This window comes from Pseudomonas fluorescens NCIMB 11764 (genome assembly GCF_000293885.2).
GTDB classification, from domain to species: Bacteria; Pseudomonadota; Gammaproteobacteria; order Pseudomonadales; family Pseudomonadaceae; genus Aquipseudomonas; species Aquipseudomonas fluorescens_B.
The window spans coordinates 1,993,988-2,012,033 of the sequence record NZ_CP010945.1 but is presented as its reverse complement, the minus strand read 5'-3'; the positions used below and the strand labels follow the sequence as shown (position 1 = coordinate 2,012,033).

Annotated in this window: 11 protein-coding genes and 2 pseudogenes; 3 read left to right on the top strand and 10 right to left on the bottom strand. The window is 60.0% G+C overall.

What is annotated here, in order from left to right; all coding sequences use genetic code 11:
- Nucleotides 1-14: 14 nt before the first annotated feature.
- The 3 genes from B723_RS09100 to B723_RS09090 form a co-directional block, all read right to left on the bottom strand.
- A complete protein-coding gene (locus B723_RS09100; protein WP_017336431.1) occupies nucleotides 15-3,653 on the bottom strand; it encodes a tetratricopeptide repeat protein in 3,639 nt (1,212 codons plus the stop codon).
- Nucleotides 3,631-6,441: a bifunctional glycoside hydrolase 114/ polysaccharide deacetylase family protein gene (locus B723_RS09095; RefSeq protein WP_017336430.1), complete on the bottom strand. Its 2,811-nt coding sequence runs from the start codon at nucleotides 6,439-6,441 to the stop codon at nucleotides 3,631-3,633. The genes B723_RS09100 and B723_RS09095 overlap by 23 nt, the downstream gene beginning before the upstream one ends.
- Nucleotides 6,442-6,503: 62 nt before the next feature.
- Complete coding sequence (locus tag B723_RS09090; RefSeq protein ID WP_017336429.1) at nucleotides 6,504-7,436, bottom strand: NAD-dependent epimerase/dehydratase family protein; 933 nt, start codon at nucleotides 7,434-7,436, stop codon at nucleotides 6,504-6,506.
- 371 nt (nucleotides 7,437-7,807) lie between these two features.
- Between B723_RS09090 and B723_RS09085 the strand changes: the two are divergent.
- A pseudogene (locus B723_RS09085) lies at nucleotides 7,808-8,101 on the top strand (hydrolase); the annotation flags it as partial.
- Between the two features lie 172 nt (nucleotides 8,102-8,273).
- Here B723_RS09085 and B723_RS09080 read toward each other — a convergent pair.
- Both B723_RS09080 and B723_RS09075 read right to left on the bottom strand, forming a co-directional pair.
- Nucleotides 8,274-9,101: a phosphatase PAP2 family protein gene (locus B723_RS09080; protein ID WP_017336428.1), complete on the bottom strand. Its 828-nt coding sequence runs from the start codon at nucleotides 9,099-9,101 to the stop codon at nucleotides 8,274-8,276.
- Nucleotides 9,098-9,769 (bottom strand): histidine phosphatase family protein, encoded by a 672-nt coding sequence (locus tag B723_RS09075; RefSeq protein ID WP_017336427.1) that lies wholly within the window; start codon nucleotides 9,767-9,769, stop codon nucleotides 9,098-9,100. Before B723_RS09075 ends, B723_RS09080 begins: the two co-directional genes overlap by 4 nt.
- A 257-nt stretch (nucleotides 9,770-10,026) precedes the next feature.
- Here B723_RS09075 and B723_RS34095 point away from each other — a divergent pair.
- Nucleotides 10,027-11,040, top strand: a pseudogene (locus B723_RS34095) (methyl-accepting chemotaxis protein); the annotation flags it as partial.
- Nucleotides 11,041-11,082: 42 nt separating this feature from the next.
- Complete coding sequence (locus B723_RS34090) at nucleotides 11,083-11,946, top strand: methyl-accepting chemotaxis protein (protein WP_414879634.1); 864 nt, start codon at nucleotides 11,083-11,085, stop codon at nucleotides 11,944-11,946.
- 143 nt (nucleotides 11,947-12,089) lie between these two features.
- On the opposite strand, the gene B723_RS09065 is transcribed toward B723_RS34090, so the two are convergent.
- The 5 genes from B723_RS09065 to B723_RS09045 form a co-directional block, all read right to left on the bottom strand.
- On the bottom strand, nucleotides 12,090-12,458 hold the full coding sequence (locus B723_RS09065; protein WP_017336425.1) for a glyoxalase superfamily protein: 369 nt from the start codon (nucleotides 12,456-12,458) through the stop codon (nucleotides 12,090-12,092).
- 119 nt (nucleotides 12,459-12,577) lie between these two features.
- Nucleotides 12,578-14,035: an N-acyl-D-amino-acid deacylase family protein gene (locus B723_RS09060; RefSeq protein WP_017336424.1), complete on the bottom strand. Its 1,458-nt coding sequence runs from the start codon at nucleotides 14,033-14,035 to the stop codon at nucleotides 12,578-12,580.
- 1 nt (nucleotide 14,036) lies between these two features.
- Nucleotides 14,037-14,897, bottom strand: a complete 861-nt coding sequence (locus B723_RS09055; protein WP_017336423.1) for a MurR/RpiR family transcriptional regulator — start codon at nucleotides 14,895-14,897, stop codon at nucleotides 14,037-14,039.
- A gap of 15 nt (nucleotides 14,898-14,912) precedes the next feature.
- Nucleotides 14,913-16,262 (bottom strand): gluconate:H+ symporter, encoded by a 1,350-nt coding sequence (locus B723_RS09050; protein WP_052909684.1) that lies wholly within the window; start codon nucleotides 16,260-16,262, stop codon nucleotides 14,913-14,915.
- A gap of 185 nt (nucleotides 16,263-16,447) precedes the next feature.
- Nucleotides 16,448-17,893, bottom strand: a complete 1,446-nt coding sequence (locus B723_RS09045; RefSeq protein ID WP_017336422.1) for a SulP family inorganic anion transporter — start codon at nucleotides 17,891-17,893, stop codon at nucleotides 16,448-16,450.
- Nucleotides 17,894-18,046: the final 153 nt, after the last annotated feature.

Sequence of the window (18,046 nt, the reverse complement as noted above, 5' to 3'; positions counted from 1 at the left end):
TAGACATTCCATGATCAGCGTCCAAACCGCACGCCGTAGCTCACACCCAGTGTTCCGCCCGATTTACCATCCCCGCCTTGTGGCGCGGACTGGTAACCGATGGTCAGGGCCAGTTCGTCGTCACCCAGCACTTCAAAACCGATGCCGGTGTTGAGGCCGTAATTGAAGGTTTGATCGGTCCATTGCCAACCGGCCGTCGCGTCCACCAGCCAGGTGTATTGCGGCTTGGTGCGCACCAGCGCGCCCGGTATACCGCGACGCCAGGTGCTGCCGACATACAGTTGGCCGTAGCGGCTTTGCAGCAGGTCCTTGGCGGTGACCGTTTCGATGTCGAGTGGATCGATCGGCTCGGGCAAACCGGTGTCCTCATCGATGACCACTTCAGGCGCCAACTGTTTTATCGCGCCGCCATAGTTACTCGACAGGTAGTCCAGATTGGTGTTCTTGACCCGGTTTTTCTGATAGTCGACACCGCTGCGCACGGTCCAGTTGGGACCGGCGAACTCCAGCGTGTGGTTCAACTCCATTTTCAGGGCGTGACCATCGCCGAGGCTGTCGCCCGCCCGCGTTGAAAACGAACGCTGCGAGACTTCCCAACTGAGCTGGTCGCGGGCCGTCAGGCTGTGACGACCGCCCAGCCAAACGCTGTCCTGCTGACCGAAAGCGCGCATCAGCCCGCTGTCCTCGCTCTTGCGATGCCAGCCCACACCCGTTTCCAGTTCATCACTCACGCCCAATTCCCAGGTGCGCGACAGCCCCAGGCCATTACGGTCATCGTCCTTGCGCTGACTGGTGTCGGCGAACAGTTTGTAACTGCCGTCTTCAACCGAGCGTTGCAGGGTCAGGGCGGCGTTACGCTCCTGGCCGAGCTTGGATGACTCGATATCTTCGTCGTTGTACGAACCCTGTTCCAGTTCGAGATCGGCGTACCAGTGATCACCCAGGTTGTGCGCGATCTGCAACGTCGGGGCATCAAATTGCACACCGCCGAAATTCTGCGCCTGCCAGGACAACAACATACCCTGAGGCGTGCGCTCCTGCAGTTCTACCGCCTGATTGCGCAGTTGCTCACGCACGTCGGCAGGCTGATCGTCCCCCAGCGCAGAGAGGCTGGTGTCGAGTGCTTCTCCCAGACGCCCCAGACGGGTCAAAGCCTGGGCCCGCTGGGCCGGGTTCAGATCGCTACCGGCCAACAGTGTTTCGACCTGGGCTTTGTTACGGCTGCGCAGGGCCTGTTGAATCTGCTCGTAACGCTCGACCTTCAGGCCCTGGCTCTGCGCCCACGCCAGCCACTCGTCTTTTTGCGCCTCCTGGTTTGTCGCATCCAGACGCGCCAACAGGCGTTCGAACCATAACTGCAACATGGCCGGCGAACCATCTTTCCACTTCAACACTTCTCGCTGTGCCGCCCGTGGCGAATAACTGCTGGCCATCAGGCGCAGCCAGGTCGTGTAGCGCTGAGACGATGGCTGAAGGTTTTCACCCTCTGGGCTGCGCAACAGCTTCAAGCGCAGACGCTGGGCCGCATCCTGATACCCGGCGCTGTAAAGCGCATCGGCATAAGCCGCCTGAACCAGCCAGTCCTGCGAGTTGTTCTTGAGGTACATGCGATACCAGGCCAACGCTTCGCTGTCGCGACCGAATATCTGGCTGGCACTGGCAAACGCCAGCCAAAGGGTCTGGTCGTTCCGCGCCTGACTCCGCCACCGGGTCAGCAGCGGCTTGAGCGCCGCCGTGTTACCTCGGTCGATGTAAAGCCACATCAGACGCTCGCGAAACAGATTGTCATTGGGATAACGCGATAAACCCGACAGGTACAAGCGCTCTGCCTCTTCGTATTGCCCCTGCTGCACGGCCAGGGCGGCGCGCACCGCCAGCACCTGAGCCTGCTCGTCAATCTCCGGATTCTGGCTGGCGTCCTTGAGCAACGTCTCTACCAGTGGCCAATCCTCCAACTCCTGAGCCATCAGCAGCGCGTCGACCAGCCGCAGCGGATTGTGGGTGCGCTCCCAACTGGCCACGGTCAATTGCAGCGCGCGCTGCGGATTGCTGATGCGATAACTGGAGATCAACTGAGTCTCCTCGTTACTGTCCAGCGCACCTTTGAGGGTCAGCAGTTTCTCCATGGACAACTGCAACTCATCGTCACGCTCCAGCTCCCAGGCCAGGAAGGCCCGCACACGCCAGTAATCCTGATCGGAGATGGCGGGGTCATTCGCCTTAACGACTTCCCAGGCCTGGCGATTGTCAAACAGCAGAAGGTAGGTATGAGCCCATTCGACCCGTTCGGCGCCAGTCAGCGTGAAACGTTTCGACATGTCCTGGTAAACCTCGGTCTTTTTCGCAAACTGCCCGGTGTTTTCAAGATTTTGCAGCAATCGTGTCCAGGCCAGACGATGGGCCGGGTATTTACGTAGGTATTGGCGCAGCCATGATTCGGCCTGCTGCGGTGTACCCCGCGATTCATGGCCATAAATCAGGGCATCCAGCTCGATGTCGGTCAGCGCTCGCTGGTCCATGATTTCTTCAAGCAATGGAATCGACCGGTCAAAATCGAACTCCTGGCTTGCCAGACGCCAGGCGTGCTCACGGACTGGCGCCGTTTCGTTGAGCTCGAGCAAACGAATCCAGTAATCCAGTGCCGCGCGGTTGTCGCCACGCCATTCGCCCAGGTGCGCCATTTGTTCCAGCAATGCCTGCTCATCGGGAAAACTGACGAGCAATTGCTGGCCGCTCTCCCACGCGCCGTTGAGTTCGTTCAATGCCAGACGCAGGCTGAATTCTTTTCTGAGGCGTTGCGTATTGTCCGGCTGAAAAACGCGCCACTGCTCGAGGAACAGCTGAGCCAGGTCGAAGCGGTTGTTCGCAACCGCGACGTCAACGCCCTGCTCCAGCCAGACCGAATCGCCTTGCGGATCCTTGAGCCCACCGAGTTCATCGGCCAGTACTTGCGTTGCCTGTTCGCCGCGACCATCAGCCAGCAGACTGTTGAACGCCAATTGGGCAAACTCTCGACGTTCAGCGGGCTGCACGCTGTCTCTTTTCAGCCGCAGATAGATGTCTGCCGCCAGGCCCGGCTGCTCGCCCGCCAAATGCCACTGGGCAGCAGACCTCAACGCCTCGGTACGCAGCGTGGGGTCACGGTCGGCAATTTCTTCATAGACGCTGGCCGCCATGGCGGGTGCCTGCAACGACAACGCCAGGCGGGCCAGGTTCTGTAATTGCGGCAGTGACAACTTGCGATGGTCCAAGCTTTTGAGCCGCTCCACCAGCGCCAGCCGCACAGCAGGATCTTCGCTGTTCACCGCCACCAATGTATCCAGCTCAAGCCGGTAGTACGCCTGTACCTCCGGCGCAGGATCAGGCCAACTCTCCAGATACTGGCGCGCCTTCGTGTAGTCACCGAGACGAATCAACAGATCGACCAATTGCAGGCGCAGGTGGTCGTCCGACGGGTGGGCCGCCAGCAGCAACTCGGCATAGTTGGCCGACACTGCATCCGGCTCTCGACCATCGGGCTGGAACACTTCCTCACGCTGGAAAGTCGCCCACAGTATTCCCCCCACTGCGACCGCTACCGCCGCCAATGCCCAGGGATTGAGCAGACGGCCGCTTTTAGTTACCGAGGAGTTAGTTGCAGAGGAGTTGAGCATTACTCACCTGCTTCATGGGTAACTGAAAAGTCCACAGACCGGCGGATGCCTTGCCCGTGAAACGCTGGCCATCCACTTCCACCCGGCAAGCGCTCGAGGAGCGAACCGAGAAGCTCAGATCGAATTCTCCGGCAAACGAAAAGCTCACGCGCCGATCATCCAGATAACGCCAGTCCACCAACGGTAGATTGGCCTCCTCCAGCGCAGGTCTGTCATCCCGGTCAGGACGCAAGACCAACAGCGCCTGGTCACTGCTCAAATGCACATAGCGTCCCTGAGGCAAATCACGCACCCCGGCGACACCTTGGGAGCGCAGCAGATCCGGCCAACCCATTTGCGGGTCAAGCCGCACAGTGCGCAATGCATCCATCCCTCGAACCTGCCAGGCGCCTTCGGCCGTACGCGCCAGGCTCGACTGGTACAGGCCGTGCAACCGATCGATGTAATCGCTCATCCACAATGACATCGGCTGCTGGTCTTTCATGAACGCATAGATGTCGTTCATGGCTTTGATCGAGGCCTGCTTGGTGCCCGAGTAGAAGTGGTAATAGAGGTGCAGACCGCGTAATCGGCGCGGGCTGTCGGTCAGTTCAAAGGTCTCGATCACTTCGCGGAAGCCGTAATACGGGCCTTTCCAGAGATTGGTGTAGACGTTCTCGTTGATGATCGGCGCGTAGTACTGCAAGCCACCTTCGGTGGGACGCAACAGCGGATACAACCCGGTCAGCGATGGCTTGGCCTTGGTCAGCATGGTCGAGGCGCCGTTGACGTTTTTCAGGCCAGCGTCGTAGGCCAGTTTTATGGTGGCTGCCGACGGCAAGGCATCGCCCGGCCAGAAGACCATCTTTACCGGTTTTTCCGGGGTGGTGAGACGTTGGTTGATGTAGTCGCGCGAACCGAAGATCTCGCGGCGAAAATCGATCGTGTCATAACCCGGGATGGCCATTTTCAAGCCGTACTCAGGGTTAAAGTCCTCCCGTTTCCGGGCTTGTTCCGGTTGCATGAAAAACGGATGGCTGAAGGTGTGCGTGGCGACTTCGACTTTAGGGCTGGCGAACAACTCACGCGCAATCGGCTCCAGCTCGCGAGCCAGATGCGGGAACATGCCGCGCGGCGAAATCTCCCCCTCAATGATCGATACCGAGGTCAGAAACGGGTTGGGCCGAATGAAATCGTCGAGCACTTGCTTGCCGGCATACGGCGAACCACGCACTTCGGCGCGCGAAGGGAAACCATCGCCATCGATATGCACCGTCGCGATTCGCCGACCGTTTTCCGTGGTGGTGTCCGGACGAGGCTGCTCCGGCAAGTGCAGGGCCGCCTGAAGAAAGGCGAACGGGTCGATGATCCAGCGGCTGCGTTCGCTGTTCGTTTCCAGGACATACGGAGAAAGTGCCAGACCGCCCCACTCGCCAACCGCCACCGGCGCGAACGTCTGGCCGTTTTTGCCCGTCAGCAACAGCGCGGGTTTTGGCCCCTGGGGCAGTACGGAAATAGCGCTCAGGTCGCGGGATCGGGCTTGTACCGGTGCTTCGAAGGCCCCGATCAACGACTTGTCCTGATAAGTGATGTTCAAGGTTTGAGTGCCCGGCGGGCTGGACAGATTCAACCCCAGACGCTTGAGCAACACTTTGTCTTCAATTGGCAGGCTGGCGAAAAACGCTAACGGCACCTTCTCGTCGAGGCGCTTGTTGAGCCAACGGTTGAACCCGGCGCTGTCCTGCGGAGTACCACTGGCCATCCAGGTGATAATGCCCGCGTACAGGCCGCTGAAACGATGCTCCGGCAAGCTGTCCACAGCCAGGTAATCAACCCGGTATCCCAGGTATTCGATCAGACCGCCGAGCATTGTGTGGCCGGCGTTGCTGGTCAGTTCATCTTCACGCGGATCGTAGATCATTGCGATCCGCCGCGGCTGGACTTCGATGTTACTGATACCCATCGAGTCCAATTCAGGCGTGCTGATGAAGGGAATGAAACCCTCATCGCGCAGGCGTTTGGCCAGCTTGCGTGCTTCTTCACGACGCTCCGGCGGCAGATAGTCGATCGCAACCAGCGGTATGCCTTTGGCGCGCAGGGGTTGCAACTCACCCATCAACCACTGGCGATCAGCTTCCGGGACCGGCCGATAACGCTTGGCGGCAGGATCCCAGCCGGCGTACAGGGATTCAAAAGCCACTGCTGCCGCCACGCCATCAAGCTCGGGCAACACTTCAAATCCACGATTGAAAAACAGCTTCAGCGTTGGCTGACGGCTGTGCAGTTCGCGCAGGAAACTGGCAAGGGCAACACGCTGGGCTTGCTGCGACGCTTCTGGCAATAACTGAAAACTGTCGAGGGTGTCCAGAAACAGACCGGCATACCCTTGCGCTTGCAGCGCTTTGGCGCGGCCGAGCAAGTGCTCCCGCCAGGCTGGCGCAGTGAGGTCCATGACCTGACTGTCCCAGGAGTCGTTTCGCACCGACGTGACCGCCTTGCCCAGCCCCGCCTTGTCGATTTCAGCCTTGTTGCCATCGAACTCGCCGACGGACACATATGCAAACGGCTGGCTGCCTAATTTGCGCAAGGTTTTGACATCGTTGGCCGTCATGTGACCCGGCTCGACCACAGACCATTCGAACTGAGCCAGTTCAGACAGCGGTGGCTGTTCGGCATACCAGAAAGCCACACTGGATGGAGACTGTACCGCTGCAGCCTGGACGGCTGGTCCGCTCACGAAGAGTGCCACGGCAGCGAATAGACGCCTGGCGACTGAGCGGACACGCGTCCTGCGAAAAACGATTTCCATAATTCACTCTTGAAAGGAACTGAACCGAGACTGCCTGCACACCAATGGGTGGAACGGGCGGGTTACAAACTGCGCAAAAGCTGTGCTAAACCGTCACCAATGGAGGTCGGTGTCGCCAGCGTAAAACGCTCGAGCAGGCGAGCGTTATTAGCGCGTGAATGGCGAATATCGCCTTGACGCGGCGCCTGATAAGTCACCGTCAGAGGGTTGCCGGTGGCGTTCCCCAGTTCAGTGATCAGATCGTTGAGGCTGGTGGAACGACTGAGCCCGACATTCACCGCGCCGGGGCTCGGTTCGTTGGCTTCCACGGCCTGGACGAGGATGCTTACCAGGTCCTGGACGTAGACAAAGTCACGGGTCTGTTCACCGTCGCCGAAAATCGCCACAGGCTGCCGGGCCATGGCCCGTTCGGTGAAAATGCTGATCACGCCGGAGTACGGCGACGAAGGGTCCTGGCGCGGGCCGAAGATATTGAAGAACCTCAGGACCACCGGCTCCAGGCCATGTTCACGGCGGTAGAAGTCCAGGTAATACTCGCTGGCCAGTTTGTCGCTGGCATAAGGCGTGAGCGGGGACTTGGGGGTGTCCTCGTCGATTGCAGAGCCTTCGCCATTGTTGCCGTAGATGGCCGCGCTGGACGCGAATACCACGCGCTTGATACCGGCCTTCATCATGTGCTCACACACGTTGAGCGTGCCAACGAAGTTGCTTTGATGGGTGCTGACCGGATCATCTACCGAGGCTTGTACCGAGGCCACCGCCGCCAGGTGCACGACTGCGGTGCAATCACGCATGGCTTGTTCTACCGCGGCATCGTCCGCTACATCGCCGACGACCAGGTTCAGATTGGCGTTACCCACCGGCAGATTACCGACCTTTCCGGTCGACAAATTATCCAGTACGCGAACCTTGTAGCCTTTGCCAAGCAACGCTTCCACAAGGTGTGACCCAATAAATCCTGCACCGCCGGTAACCAGTATTCGCCCATCAAGCATGAAGTTTATTCCTGAAGATTCACACGGACACTTCGTATGTAAAGTCCGCCAAACGGTGACTCTGTAGATCATTGATTCGAGCTGATGGCACTTAGCCTCTCACGCCTGAGACTGCGACATCTTCTCAATCTCAAAGGTTCAGTAGGTAGTGTCCGGCAACGTCGATTTTATGGCGCAAGGCCATTAATGCGGCGCAGATAATGTGAGATCGGCGACGCACTGTCAATAGTTTGTCCATTAAGCCGCCATACGGCTCTCGACAACGATTATTCGCCATTTTATTGACGACATTAATAAATGACATATCGACATCCAATGACTCAGGCGACACCGCCTCTGGAACCACTTTTCGAGAAATAACTCGGCGCCCCCCCACACCGGACGATGAAAACCTGATCCACGCTGATCGCATTTTCATCAGGCATGGCTACGCGCCATCACCTGATGGCCATAGATTATCTGTCCAGTTTGCAAGTGGGACACGTGCTGGTGTGCGGACTTCAGGCCGAGATCCGTTGCCTGACGGCGGGAGGGGCGTTGCTTGACGCGGGGTCGCAACCGACGCTGATCATGGACCTGACGGTCGGGCGTCGCTGGATCGGCGGGAGGGATTGGGCGTGCGGCGGTGGGAGCATCATGTCAGGCACACGGTGACGTCGAGGGAGTGGCATGGCATTTATGGTGTGTTTATAAAAAAGCCAATAACCTTTCGCAGCGAAAGGCCATTGCGCCACATAAATTTTTCTTCACCCCGACACACCTCGCCAACCGGTACATTGCCCTCGCTCATTCAAGAAACTACGGTTTGCCCGCCCTCCCGCGGGCTTTTTTTTGCCTTCAGGAAACACTGGTCGACTGGATTAAAACCAGCGGCTCTTTGTGCTTTTGCAGCACGGGCAACTCCAGGCGCGCTCGCCCATAAAACGCCAGCGCGGTCAGCAAGCACGCCAGCCAGACGAAGATCCCGGCCCAGAGGGTGTGGGACATGTAATGCCAGCCTTGCAGAACCCGAGTCGTGCCGTAGACGAAACCGAGGAACAGCGAGCCGTACATCAGCGCTTTCGAATGGCGCCAGCGGTAACGGCGCGCAACAAAGTACAGCGCAAGCATGGTGAACCCTCCCGAAGCATGTCCGCCCGGCCAGCAGCGGCCATCGCCGGCCTCCCTGAACAACTGGAAGTTGCTGTACCACTCCATATGGGCAATTTTTCCGCCGTAGAGGGTCGTTTCAATCGGGCAATACACGCTGGTGTGCGACTTGAGGAAATGAATCACACCGGTGCAAATGGCAAACGCGATCACTACAAACAGAAAGTCCCGACGATGGTCGTGGGCAAATCGCAGCACCGAAGCGGCTTTGCTCCGCACCAGAAAACGGCCAAGGCGCGGATGCTTCTGCGGGTTGGTCAGCGGCCAGACAAACGACAGCATCGCGCCGATCAACGCGAGTTCACCGGTCCAGTTCGGAATGATGCGCGCCCACTTGTGGGTGAGCTTTTCAAAGAAGTGAACCTGGTCGAGCGGAAACGTCTGGGTCACCGGATCAAAAAACAGATTGCTGAACGCGATGTCGATTTTCGTCATGTCGAACAACAGGAAAACCATCGCCGCACAGGCCAGCGGAATACCGAAATTGAAGCCGTAAAAGCGTAGGGACTTACTCATTGGGAGGTCACCGTGCGCCAGTCGGAAGCTTCGATGAAACCGAGCATTTGCGGTGTTTGTGGTGTGGCGGCGGAGATAAACAAAGAGGCACCGTAACCGAGGGTGGCAGCCGGTAACTTGAGGTCTTTCTCAATCTGCGCCATGCATTCGCTGTGAGTCACCAGAATCAGATTGCGACCTGCCACTTTGTGCGCCAGCGCGTCGCGCAGCATCGTGCCCTTGCAGCTGATCAGCCAGTCTTCATTGGCGCTCACCTTGTTGAACATATAGCCGGCGGTCTGTGCGGTACGAATCATCGGGCTGTTGTAGATGTCTGCCTTTTCCAGCCCCAACTGTTCGAACTGCGCACCGACACTCACCGCGACACTGCGGGAGCGATCGGTAATGCCGTCATTGCCACTCAGGCACGCGGCTTTGGAGTGATCGCAGCGCTCGACATGACGCACCAGCACAATCAGGTCCCCCTTGGCCCAGCCGCTCAGTAACGCCTGGGCGCCGGCGACATTGCCGTGGGCCAGGTCTGGCACCGCCGCAGGCCGCAGCAGCCAGACCGTCAGCGGAATCACCAACAGCACAGAGGCCAGCACTACCGCAGTATTTCGATAGCGGGTCAAACGGCTCAGATCAATCGAGCGCGTTACCCCGAACAGATTCAGTCTCAGTTCCACATCAGGCCGCCTCACCGGCATGCATCCCTTGATTCGATGCCGCGAGGGTAGGGAGCCTGGCGTCCGCTAGGGGTGAAACCGATGTGAAAAAAAGCTTAATTCACCCTCAAAAACCTTGTTACACATCGCTCCAACAAAATCCTTTCAGCTCTCGTGCTTGCTGCCGATACAGACCTGCTACATATCCTTGGCTACCAAAAACAACAATCTTCCAGCCAACCGACGACCAAAAAGCGCAACGTTCCTGGAGGAATTTGATGAATAGCTGGTTCGGCAACATCAGCGTGAACATGAAACTGGGCCTGGGGTTTGGCCTGGTCCTGGCACTGACCTGCATCCTCGCCCTCACCGGCTGGACAAGCCTGGGCGGCTTGATTGACCGCAGCAACTGGATGAGCGACATCACCCAGCTCAATGCCGGCCTGACCAAACTGCGTGTGGTTCGCCTGCAATACATGCTGACCAACGGCGATGAAACCGCCGCACAGAATGTACAGACCACCCTGGATGCGTTTGCCGCTCAGCAACAAGCGCTGCTGGTGAAATTCAAGAGCCCGGAAAACATCAAGCTGCTCAAAGAGCAAGGCACGCAGATTGAGGCGTACAAAACGTCCCTGAACAAAATGCGCAGCGCCTACCGCACCGGCAACAGCGCACGCGACGCCATGGGCGCCAATGCGGAAAACGCGTACTCGCTGATCAACGCCATCAACACCCACGTACAGCAAATGCCACTGAGCGATCAGCGCTTCGACCAATTCCAGGCCATCACCGCCGCCAAGGAAGCGTTCATGCTGGCCCGCTACGAAGTGCGCGGCTACACCGCGACCACCAACGCCGAGACCGAGCAGAAAGCCGTCGGCCAACTGGACGCGGCCATCGCCAGCCTGAAACAACTGAATGTGCATTTCGCAGACTCTCAGCAGGACGCCCTGCGTCAACTGGAAACCGCGCTGCACAATTACCGCAGCGCTTTGCAGGCCTATAAGACCGCGAGCGTCGATGCGGTGCAGGCACGCAAGGAGATGACCGACCAGGGCGGCGCCATCGTGAGCCTCAGCGAGCAGCTGTATCAGATCCAGCTCGACCGCCGTGACGCCGAAAGCGCGCAGGCCCGCACCCTGCAACTGATCAGTACCTTGCTGGCGTTGCTGGTGGGCGTCATTGCCGCCGTGATCATCACCCGTCAGATCACCGGCCCGCTGCGCGACACGCTGGCCGTGGTTGAACGCATCGCCAGCGGCGACCTGTCCCAGGACGTCAAGGTCACTCGCCGCGATGAACTCGGTGTGTTGCAGCAAGGCATCGCACGCATGGGCGTGACCCTGCGTGACTTGATCAGCGGCATCCGCGACGGCGTGACCCAGATCGCCAGCGCTGCCGAAGAACTGTCGGCCGTGACCGGGCAGACCAGCGCCGGCGTGAACAGCCAGAAGATCGAGACCGATCAGGTGGCCACCGCCATGCACGAAATGACGGCCACCGTGCAGGAAGTCGCACGCAACGCCGAAGAAGCCTCGCAAGCCGCAGCCGCTGCCGACGGCGAAGCCCGCGAAGGCGACAAGGTGGTCAACGAAGCCATCGCCCAGATCGAACGCCTGGCCAGCGAAGTGGCGCGTTCCACCGAAGCCATGAGCGTGTTGCAACAGGAAAGCGACAAGATCGGCAGCGTCATGGACGTGATCAAGGCCGTCGCCGAGCAGACCAACCTGCTGGCGCTCAACGCTGCCATCGAAGCCGCCCGTGCCGGTGAAGCCGGTCGTGGTTTTGCGGTGGTGGCCGACGAGGTTCGTGGCCTGGCCCAGCGCACGCAGAAATCCACCGAGGAAATCGAAGGCCTGGTGGCGGGTCTGCAAAACGGCACGCAACAAGTGTCGACGGTGATGAACAACAGCCGCGCCCTCACCGACAGCAGCGTCGCCCTGACCCGCAAGGCCGGTGTGTCACTGGAAAACATCACCCGCACAGTGTCCAACATCCAGTCGATGAACCAGCAGATCGCCGCGGCTGCCGAACAGCAAAGCGCCGTGGCCGAAGAGATCAGCCGCAGCATCATCAATGTGCGCGACGTGTCCGAACAGACCGCCGCGGCCAGCGACGAAACGGCCAAGTCCAGTGTTGAACTGGCACGGTTGGGTAATCAGTTGCAGATGATGGTGAGCCATTTCCGCGTCTGACATTCAGTCAGCATTGAATCACTGACCCCATCGCGGGCAAGCCCGCGATGGCTTTCGACAAGCAACAGATAATTCGGATCCGCCCGGCCTGGTATTCACCGCTCTATCTGGCGCCAAGGCAGATCTGACTCGACCCCGCCGCGTTACACACTGATCGCATTGGTAAACACCAACCGATTGCCGAACGGGTCGGCGATGGTCATGTCCTGGCTGCCCCACGGCATGGCCTGGATCTGTGGGTGCGAAAACTTGTATTCCTTGGCGAGCAATTGCTGCTGAAACGCTTCCAGTTCATCGGTCTCGATGCGCAGCGCCGAACCCGGTGTGCTGTCGCCGTGGTGCTCGGACAAATGCAGCACGCATTCGCCACGGGACACTTGCAGGTACAACGGAAAATCCGACTCGAAACGATGCTGCCAGTCGATCTTGAAACCGAGGAAGTCGACGTAGAACTCCACGGCTTTGTTTTCGTCGAAAATCCGCAGGATCGGGGTGGTTTTGCCGCAGCTCATAAAGTTGCTCCCAGACTGGAAAGGCCCAGAGTGTAGCCGGGCTAGTGTCAGCGCTTCGGCTTGGCGAGGGCTTTCTTTAATCGCAATGTGCCACCACTGTGACGCAGCACTCGAAATGCTTACTGAAACCCGTCACGCAAATCCCCTTCCCGCGCCAGAAACCGCCCTTCCCTTCTGCCGTTTGCCTGCCCTTCGCTGTAACTCAACACACCGTTGACCCACACGCCGTCGATGCCTTCTGCCGCGCGTTGCGGGTCACTGAAATCGGCGACATCGCGAATGGTTGCAGGATTGAACAACACCAGGTCCGCCCAATGCCCTTCACGGATTTCGCCGCGCTGTTTCAAGCCGAATCGCGCCGCGGACAATCCGGTCATTTTGTGCACCGCCGTGTGCAGCGGAAACAGCCCGACATCGCGACTGAAATGTCCGAGCACCCGCGGGAATGCGCCCCACAGACGCGGATGCGGAAACGGGTCTTCCGGCAGTCCGTCAGAGCCGACCATCGACAGCGGATGCGCGAGGATTCTTCGCACATCGTTCTCGTCCATTCCGTAATACACCGCGCCGGCCGGTTGCAGTCGGCGAGCAGCTTCGAGTAATGGCACACTCCATTCCGCAGCAATGTCCAGCAGGTCGCGACCGCCCAATTCCGGGTGTGGTGTGGACCAGGTGATGGTGATGCGATGGGCGTCGGTGACTTGCTTGAGGTCCAGGGTCGAAGAGCTCGCCGCGTAGGGATAACAATCGCAGCCCACCGGGTGGGTTTTCGCGGCCGCTTCAAGCGACGCCAACAGCTGAGGACTCCGCCCCCAGTTACCAGCGCCGGCACATTTGAGGTGGGAAATGATCACCGGTGACTTCGCATGGCGACCGATCTTGAACGCCTCGTCCATGGCTTCCAGCACCGGCTCGAATTCGCTGCGTAAATGGGTGGTGTACACCGCACCGAACGCGGTCAGTTCTTCGGTCAGTTGCATCACTTCATCGGTGGAGGCCGAGAAGGCGCTGGCATAAGCCAGGCCTGTGGATAAGCCCAAAGCGCCCGCTTCAAGGCTTTCGCGCAGTTGCTCACGCATCGCGCTGATTTCATCCGGCGTGGCGGTGCGGAACAGGTCGTCGAGGTGATTGCTGCGCAACGCGGTGTGGCCCACCAGTGCGGCGACGTTCAACGTGGTGTTCGCCGCCTCGACCGCCGTGCGGTAGTCGCGGAAGGTCGGATAAACGAAGGCCGCCGAGGTACCGAGCAAGTTCATCGGGTCGGGTGGATCACCTTTCAAACTTACCGGCGAAGCGCTGATCCCGCAGTTGCCCACAATGACGGTGGTCACGCCCTGGCTGAGCTTGGGCAGCATCTGCGGCTGGCGGATCACCACCGTGTCGTCGTGGGTGTGCACATCGATGAAACCTGGCGCCAGCACCCTCCCTGCCGCGTCGATTTCTTCAGTGGCTGTGGCGTCGTGCAAGTCGCCGATGCGCTCGATGCGGCCATTCAGAATCGCCAGGTCGGCGGGGTAACCGGGGGCGTTGCTGCCGTCGATGATCAGAGCGTTGCGAATCAGCGTGTCGTACTTCATGTCAGTCTCCCAGCGGCAAGTGATCGTCGCCGCCGCGGTAATCGTCCAGGGCAAGTTTGATCCGCCGCAGACGCTCTTGATTGTCTTCAGGATTGGCCAGCGCCAGTTCGGTGGCAAGCACGTCGATGGCCAGCAGCATGCCGTAGCGCGCCGCCGTGGGTTTGTAGATGAACGAGGTTTCGACGCCCTGCAGCGGCAGCAGCACATCGGCCAATTGCGCCAGCGGCGAGTCGGCCCGGGTGATGGCGACAATCCGTGCGCCGTAGTTGCGCGCCAGCGCGACGGCTTCGAGCAATTCTGGAGTGATGCCGGTCAGCGAACACACGATAACCGCGTGTTCCGCGCCCAGGCTGGCAGCAGTGACGCGCATCATCACCGGGTCGTGGCACGCCGAAATCGGGTAACCGAACCGCACCAGCCGCACTTGCAGTTCATCGCTGCACAAGGTCGAGCAACCGCCCATGCCGAAGGCGTGAATCATCCGCGCCTTGCCCAGCAGTTTGACTGCATCAGCAAAACGCGACTCGTCGAACGCCGACAGATGCTGGCGCAAAGTGGACTCGATATCGCCGACGATCTGCCCGTAGAACGCCGACTGATCGGGCGTACCCGCCGGGTCGAGAAAACGGCTGCCGACGCCGCTGGCCTGAGCCAGTTGCAGGCGCAAGTCCCGCAAGTCGCGGCAACCCACGGTGCGGGCGAAACGCGACAGCGTGGCGGTGCTGACTTCCGCTTTCAGCGCCAGCTCATCGAGGCTGGCGGCAGAGGCAAACCCTACGTCGTCGAGCATCAGCCGGGCGATGCGTCCTTCGCCGGCGCTGAAGGAATCCTGACGGGCGCGGATCTGATAGAGGATGTCCATGGCAGGCGGCTCCGGTTAAATCAGGTAAGAAAGACCTACGGTCAACGCAAAGGCGACCACTGAAATGATGGTCTCCAGCACGGTCCAGGTCTTGAAGGTCTGGGCGACGCTCATGTTGAAGTATTCCTTGATCAACCAGAAGCCGCCGTCGTTGACGTGGGAAAAGATCACCGACCCCGCGCCCGTCGCCAGCACCAGCAACTCCGGATGCGGATAACCCAGACCAATGGCCACCGGCGCGACGATGCCCGAGGCGGTGGTCATCGCTACGGTGGCAGAGCCAGTGGCAATGCGCATCAGCGCGGCGAACAGCCAGCCCATCAGCAGCGGCGACAGGTGAAATTCATGGGCCAGGCTGACGATCTGATCGGTCACCCCGGCGTCCACCAGAATCCGGTTCAACCCGCCGCCAGCGCCGACCAGCAGGGTGATGCTGGCGGTCGGCGCCAGGCATTCGTTGGTGAACTTGAGGATCGATTCGCGGTTGAAGCCCTGGGCAATGCCGAGGGTCCAGAAGCTCAGCAAGGTCGCCAGCAGCAAGGCGATCACCGAGTTGCCGATGAACAGCAGAAACTGGTTGAAGCCGCTGCCCGGCGTGGAAATCAGGTTGGCCCAGCCGCCGATCAGCATCAGCACCACCGGCAGCAGAATGGTCGCCATGGTGATGCCGAAACCCGGCAGGCTGTCGCGTGGTTCGCGTTCGAGGAACTGCCGCTCCAGCGGGTTTTCCGCCGGCAATTGAATGCGCGGCACGATGAACCTGGCGTACAGCGGACCGGCGATGATCGCGGTCGGAATGCCGATCAGAATCGCGTACATCAAAGTCTGCCCGACCGACGCCCCATACACCTGCACCGCCAGCATCGCCGCCGGGTGCGGCGGCACCAGGGCATGCACCACCGAGAGCCCGGCCACCATCGGCAACCCGACCATCAGGATCGACACCCCGACCCGGCGCGCCACGGTAAAGGCGATCGGCACCAGCAACACAAAACCGACCTCGAAGAACAACGGCAGCCCAACCAGGAACGCGATGCAGACCATCGCCCAGTGCGCGTTCTTCTCGCCGAAACGGTCGATCAAGGTGCGCGCCACCTGCTCGGCACCGCCGGACTCGGCCATCATCTTGCCGAGCATCGTGCCCAGCGCCACCACCAGCGCGATATGCCCCAGGGTCTTGCCGACGCCGGCCTCGTACGCACCGACCACCCCGGACGGCGGCATGCCGGCCAGCAGCGCGAGGCCGATGGACACCAGGGTGATGACGATGAAGGGATTAAGCCGGTAACGGGCGATCAGAACGATCAGGGCAATGATGGCGATGGCGGCATACACCAGCAGCCAATAGCCGAAGGACAGGGTCATGCGGTACTCCTCGAAAGGGTCACGTCGAAAGTTTTGTGAAACTCTTAAAACATTTCGAAGCGTGAAACTCAAACGAGGTGAAAGTAATTTTCGTAAAGGGGTAAGGGTTGTCGCGCAGAGGCATGCGAGGTCGGCGGATATGAAAATCGGGCAGGCGGATTTTCATCGCGCCTGCCCGATGTTACTCAGTCGTGACTCACCCGCGCACGCTTGAGCAACTTCTTGCAACGCTCGGACAAGTGCAGCACGCGCAGGTGCTTGCCGGCCTTGGCGTAGCGTTCGCGCAGGGTCTTGAGCGCCGCGATGGCTGAGTAATCGACGAAGCTCAGGTGACGGCAGTCGATCGTCACCACGGACGGGTCATTGGCCGGGTCGAACTGATTGAGAAAAGGCGTCGTCGAGGCGAAGAACAGCGTGCCATGCAGCAAGTAAAGCTTGCTGCCGTCAGCTTCGAGGTGACTGTCGGCATACAGTTCGCGAGCCTGCTGCCAGGCGAAGTTGAGCGCGGCAATGATGATCCCGCACAGCACGGCGGTCGCCAGATCGGTGAACACGGTAATGACCGTCACCGCGACGATCACCAGCACGTCATTCAACGGCACCTTGTTCGCGACCCGCAGCGAAGCCCAGGCGAAGGTTTGCTGCGACACCACGAACATCACCCCGACCAGTGCCGCCAGTGGGATGCGCTCGATCAAGGGTGATAAAAACAGGATGAACAGCAGAATCAGCACACCGGCCACCACGCCGGACAGCCGGCCACGACCTCCGGAACTGAGGTTGATCACGGTCTGGCCGATCATCGCGCAGCCACCCATGCCGCCAAACACACCGGACACCATGTTGGCCGCGCCCAGCGCCACGCACTCGCGATCCGGAAAGCCACGGCTTTCGGTGATTTCATCGGTGAGGTTCAGGGTCAGCAGAGTTTCCAGCAGACCGACCAGCGCCATCAGGATCGCGTAAGGCGCGATGATGCGCAGGGTGTCCAGCGTCCATGGAATGTCCGGCCAGGCAAACGTCGGCAAGCCGCCGGCGATGTGTGCCATGTCGCCGAGCGTGCGGGTCGGCAGGCCGAGCAGATAAACCGCCAGCCCCACGCCAAGAATCGCCACCAATGCCGGTGGCACCGCACGCGTCAGACGCGGCAGCAGATAGACAATCGCCATCGTCAGCGCCACCAGCCCCGTCATCACATACAACGGCGTGCCGCTGAGCCAGGCGTCACCGCTCTTGAAGTGTTCGAGTTGCGCCAACGCAATGATGATCGCCAGGCCGTTGACGAAGCCGAGCATCACCGGGTGCGGCACCATGCGTACCAGCTTGCCGAGTTTCAGCAACCCGAACGCCAGCATGATCAGGCCACCCAGCAACACCGTCGCGAGTAAATATTGCACACCGTGCTGCACCACCAACGCGACGATCACTACGGCCATCGAACCGGCCGCGCCCGACACCATGCCCGGCCGGCCGCCGAACAGCGCAGTCAGGGTGCAAATGATGAACGCTCCATAAAGCCCCATCAGCGGGTTGAGGTGGGCCACCAGCGCGAAGGCGATGCATTCGGGAAGCAGGGCAAATGAGGTGGTGAGCCCGGCCAGGAGATCGGCGCGCAGACGTTTTGCTTTCATGGGAACAGAACACAGCAGGGATAGAGGGGGCGGATGTTACGGAATTGAGCCTGGCCCGGCCAGTTGCCGTGCGGCTGAAAAAGCAATCGCGGGCAAGCCACGCTCCCACAGGATTTGCGTCGTTCACCCAATGTGTGAACGACGCAAATCCTG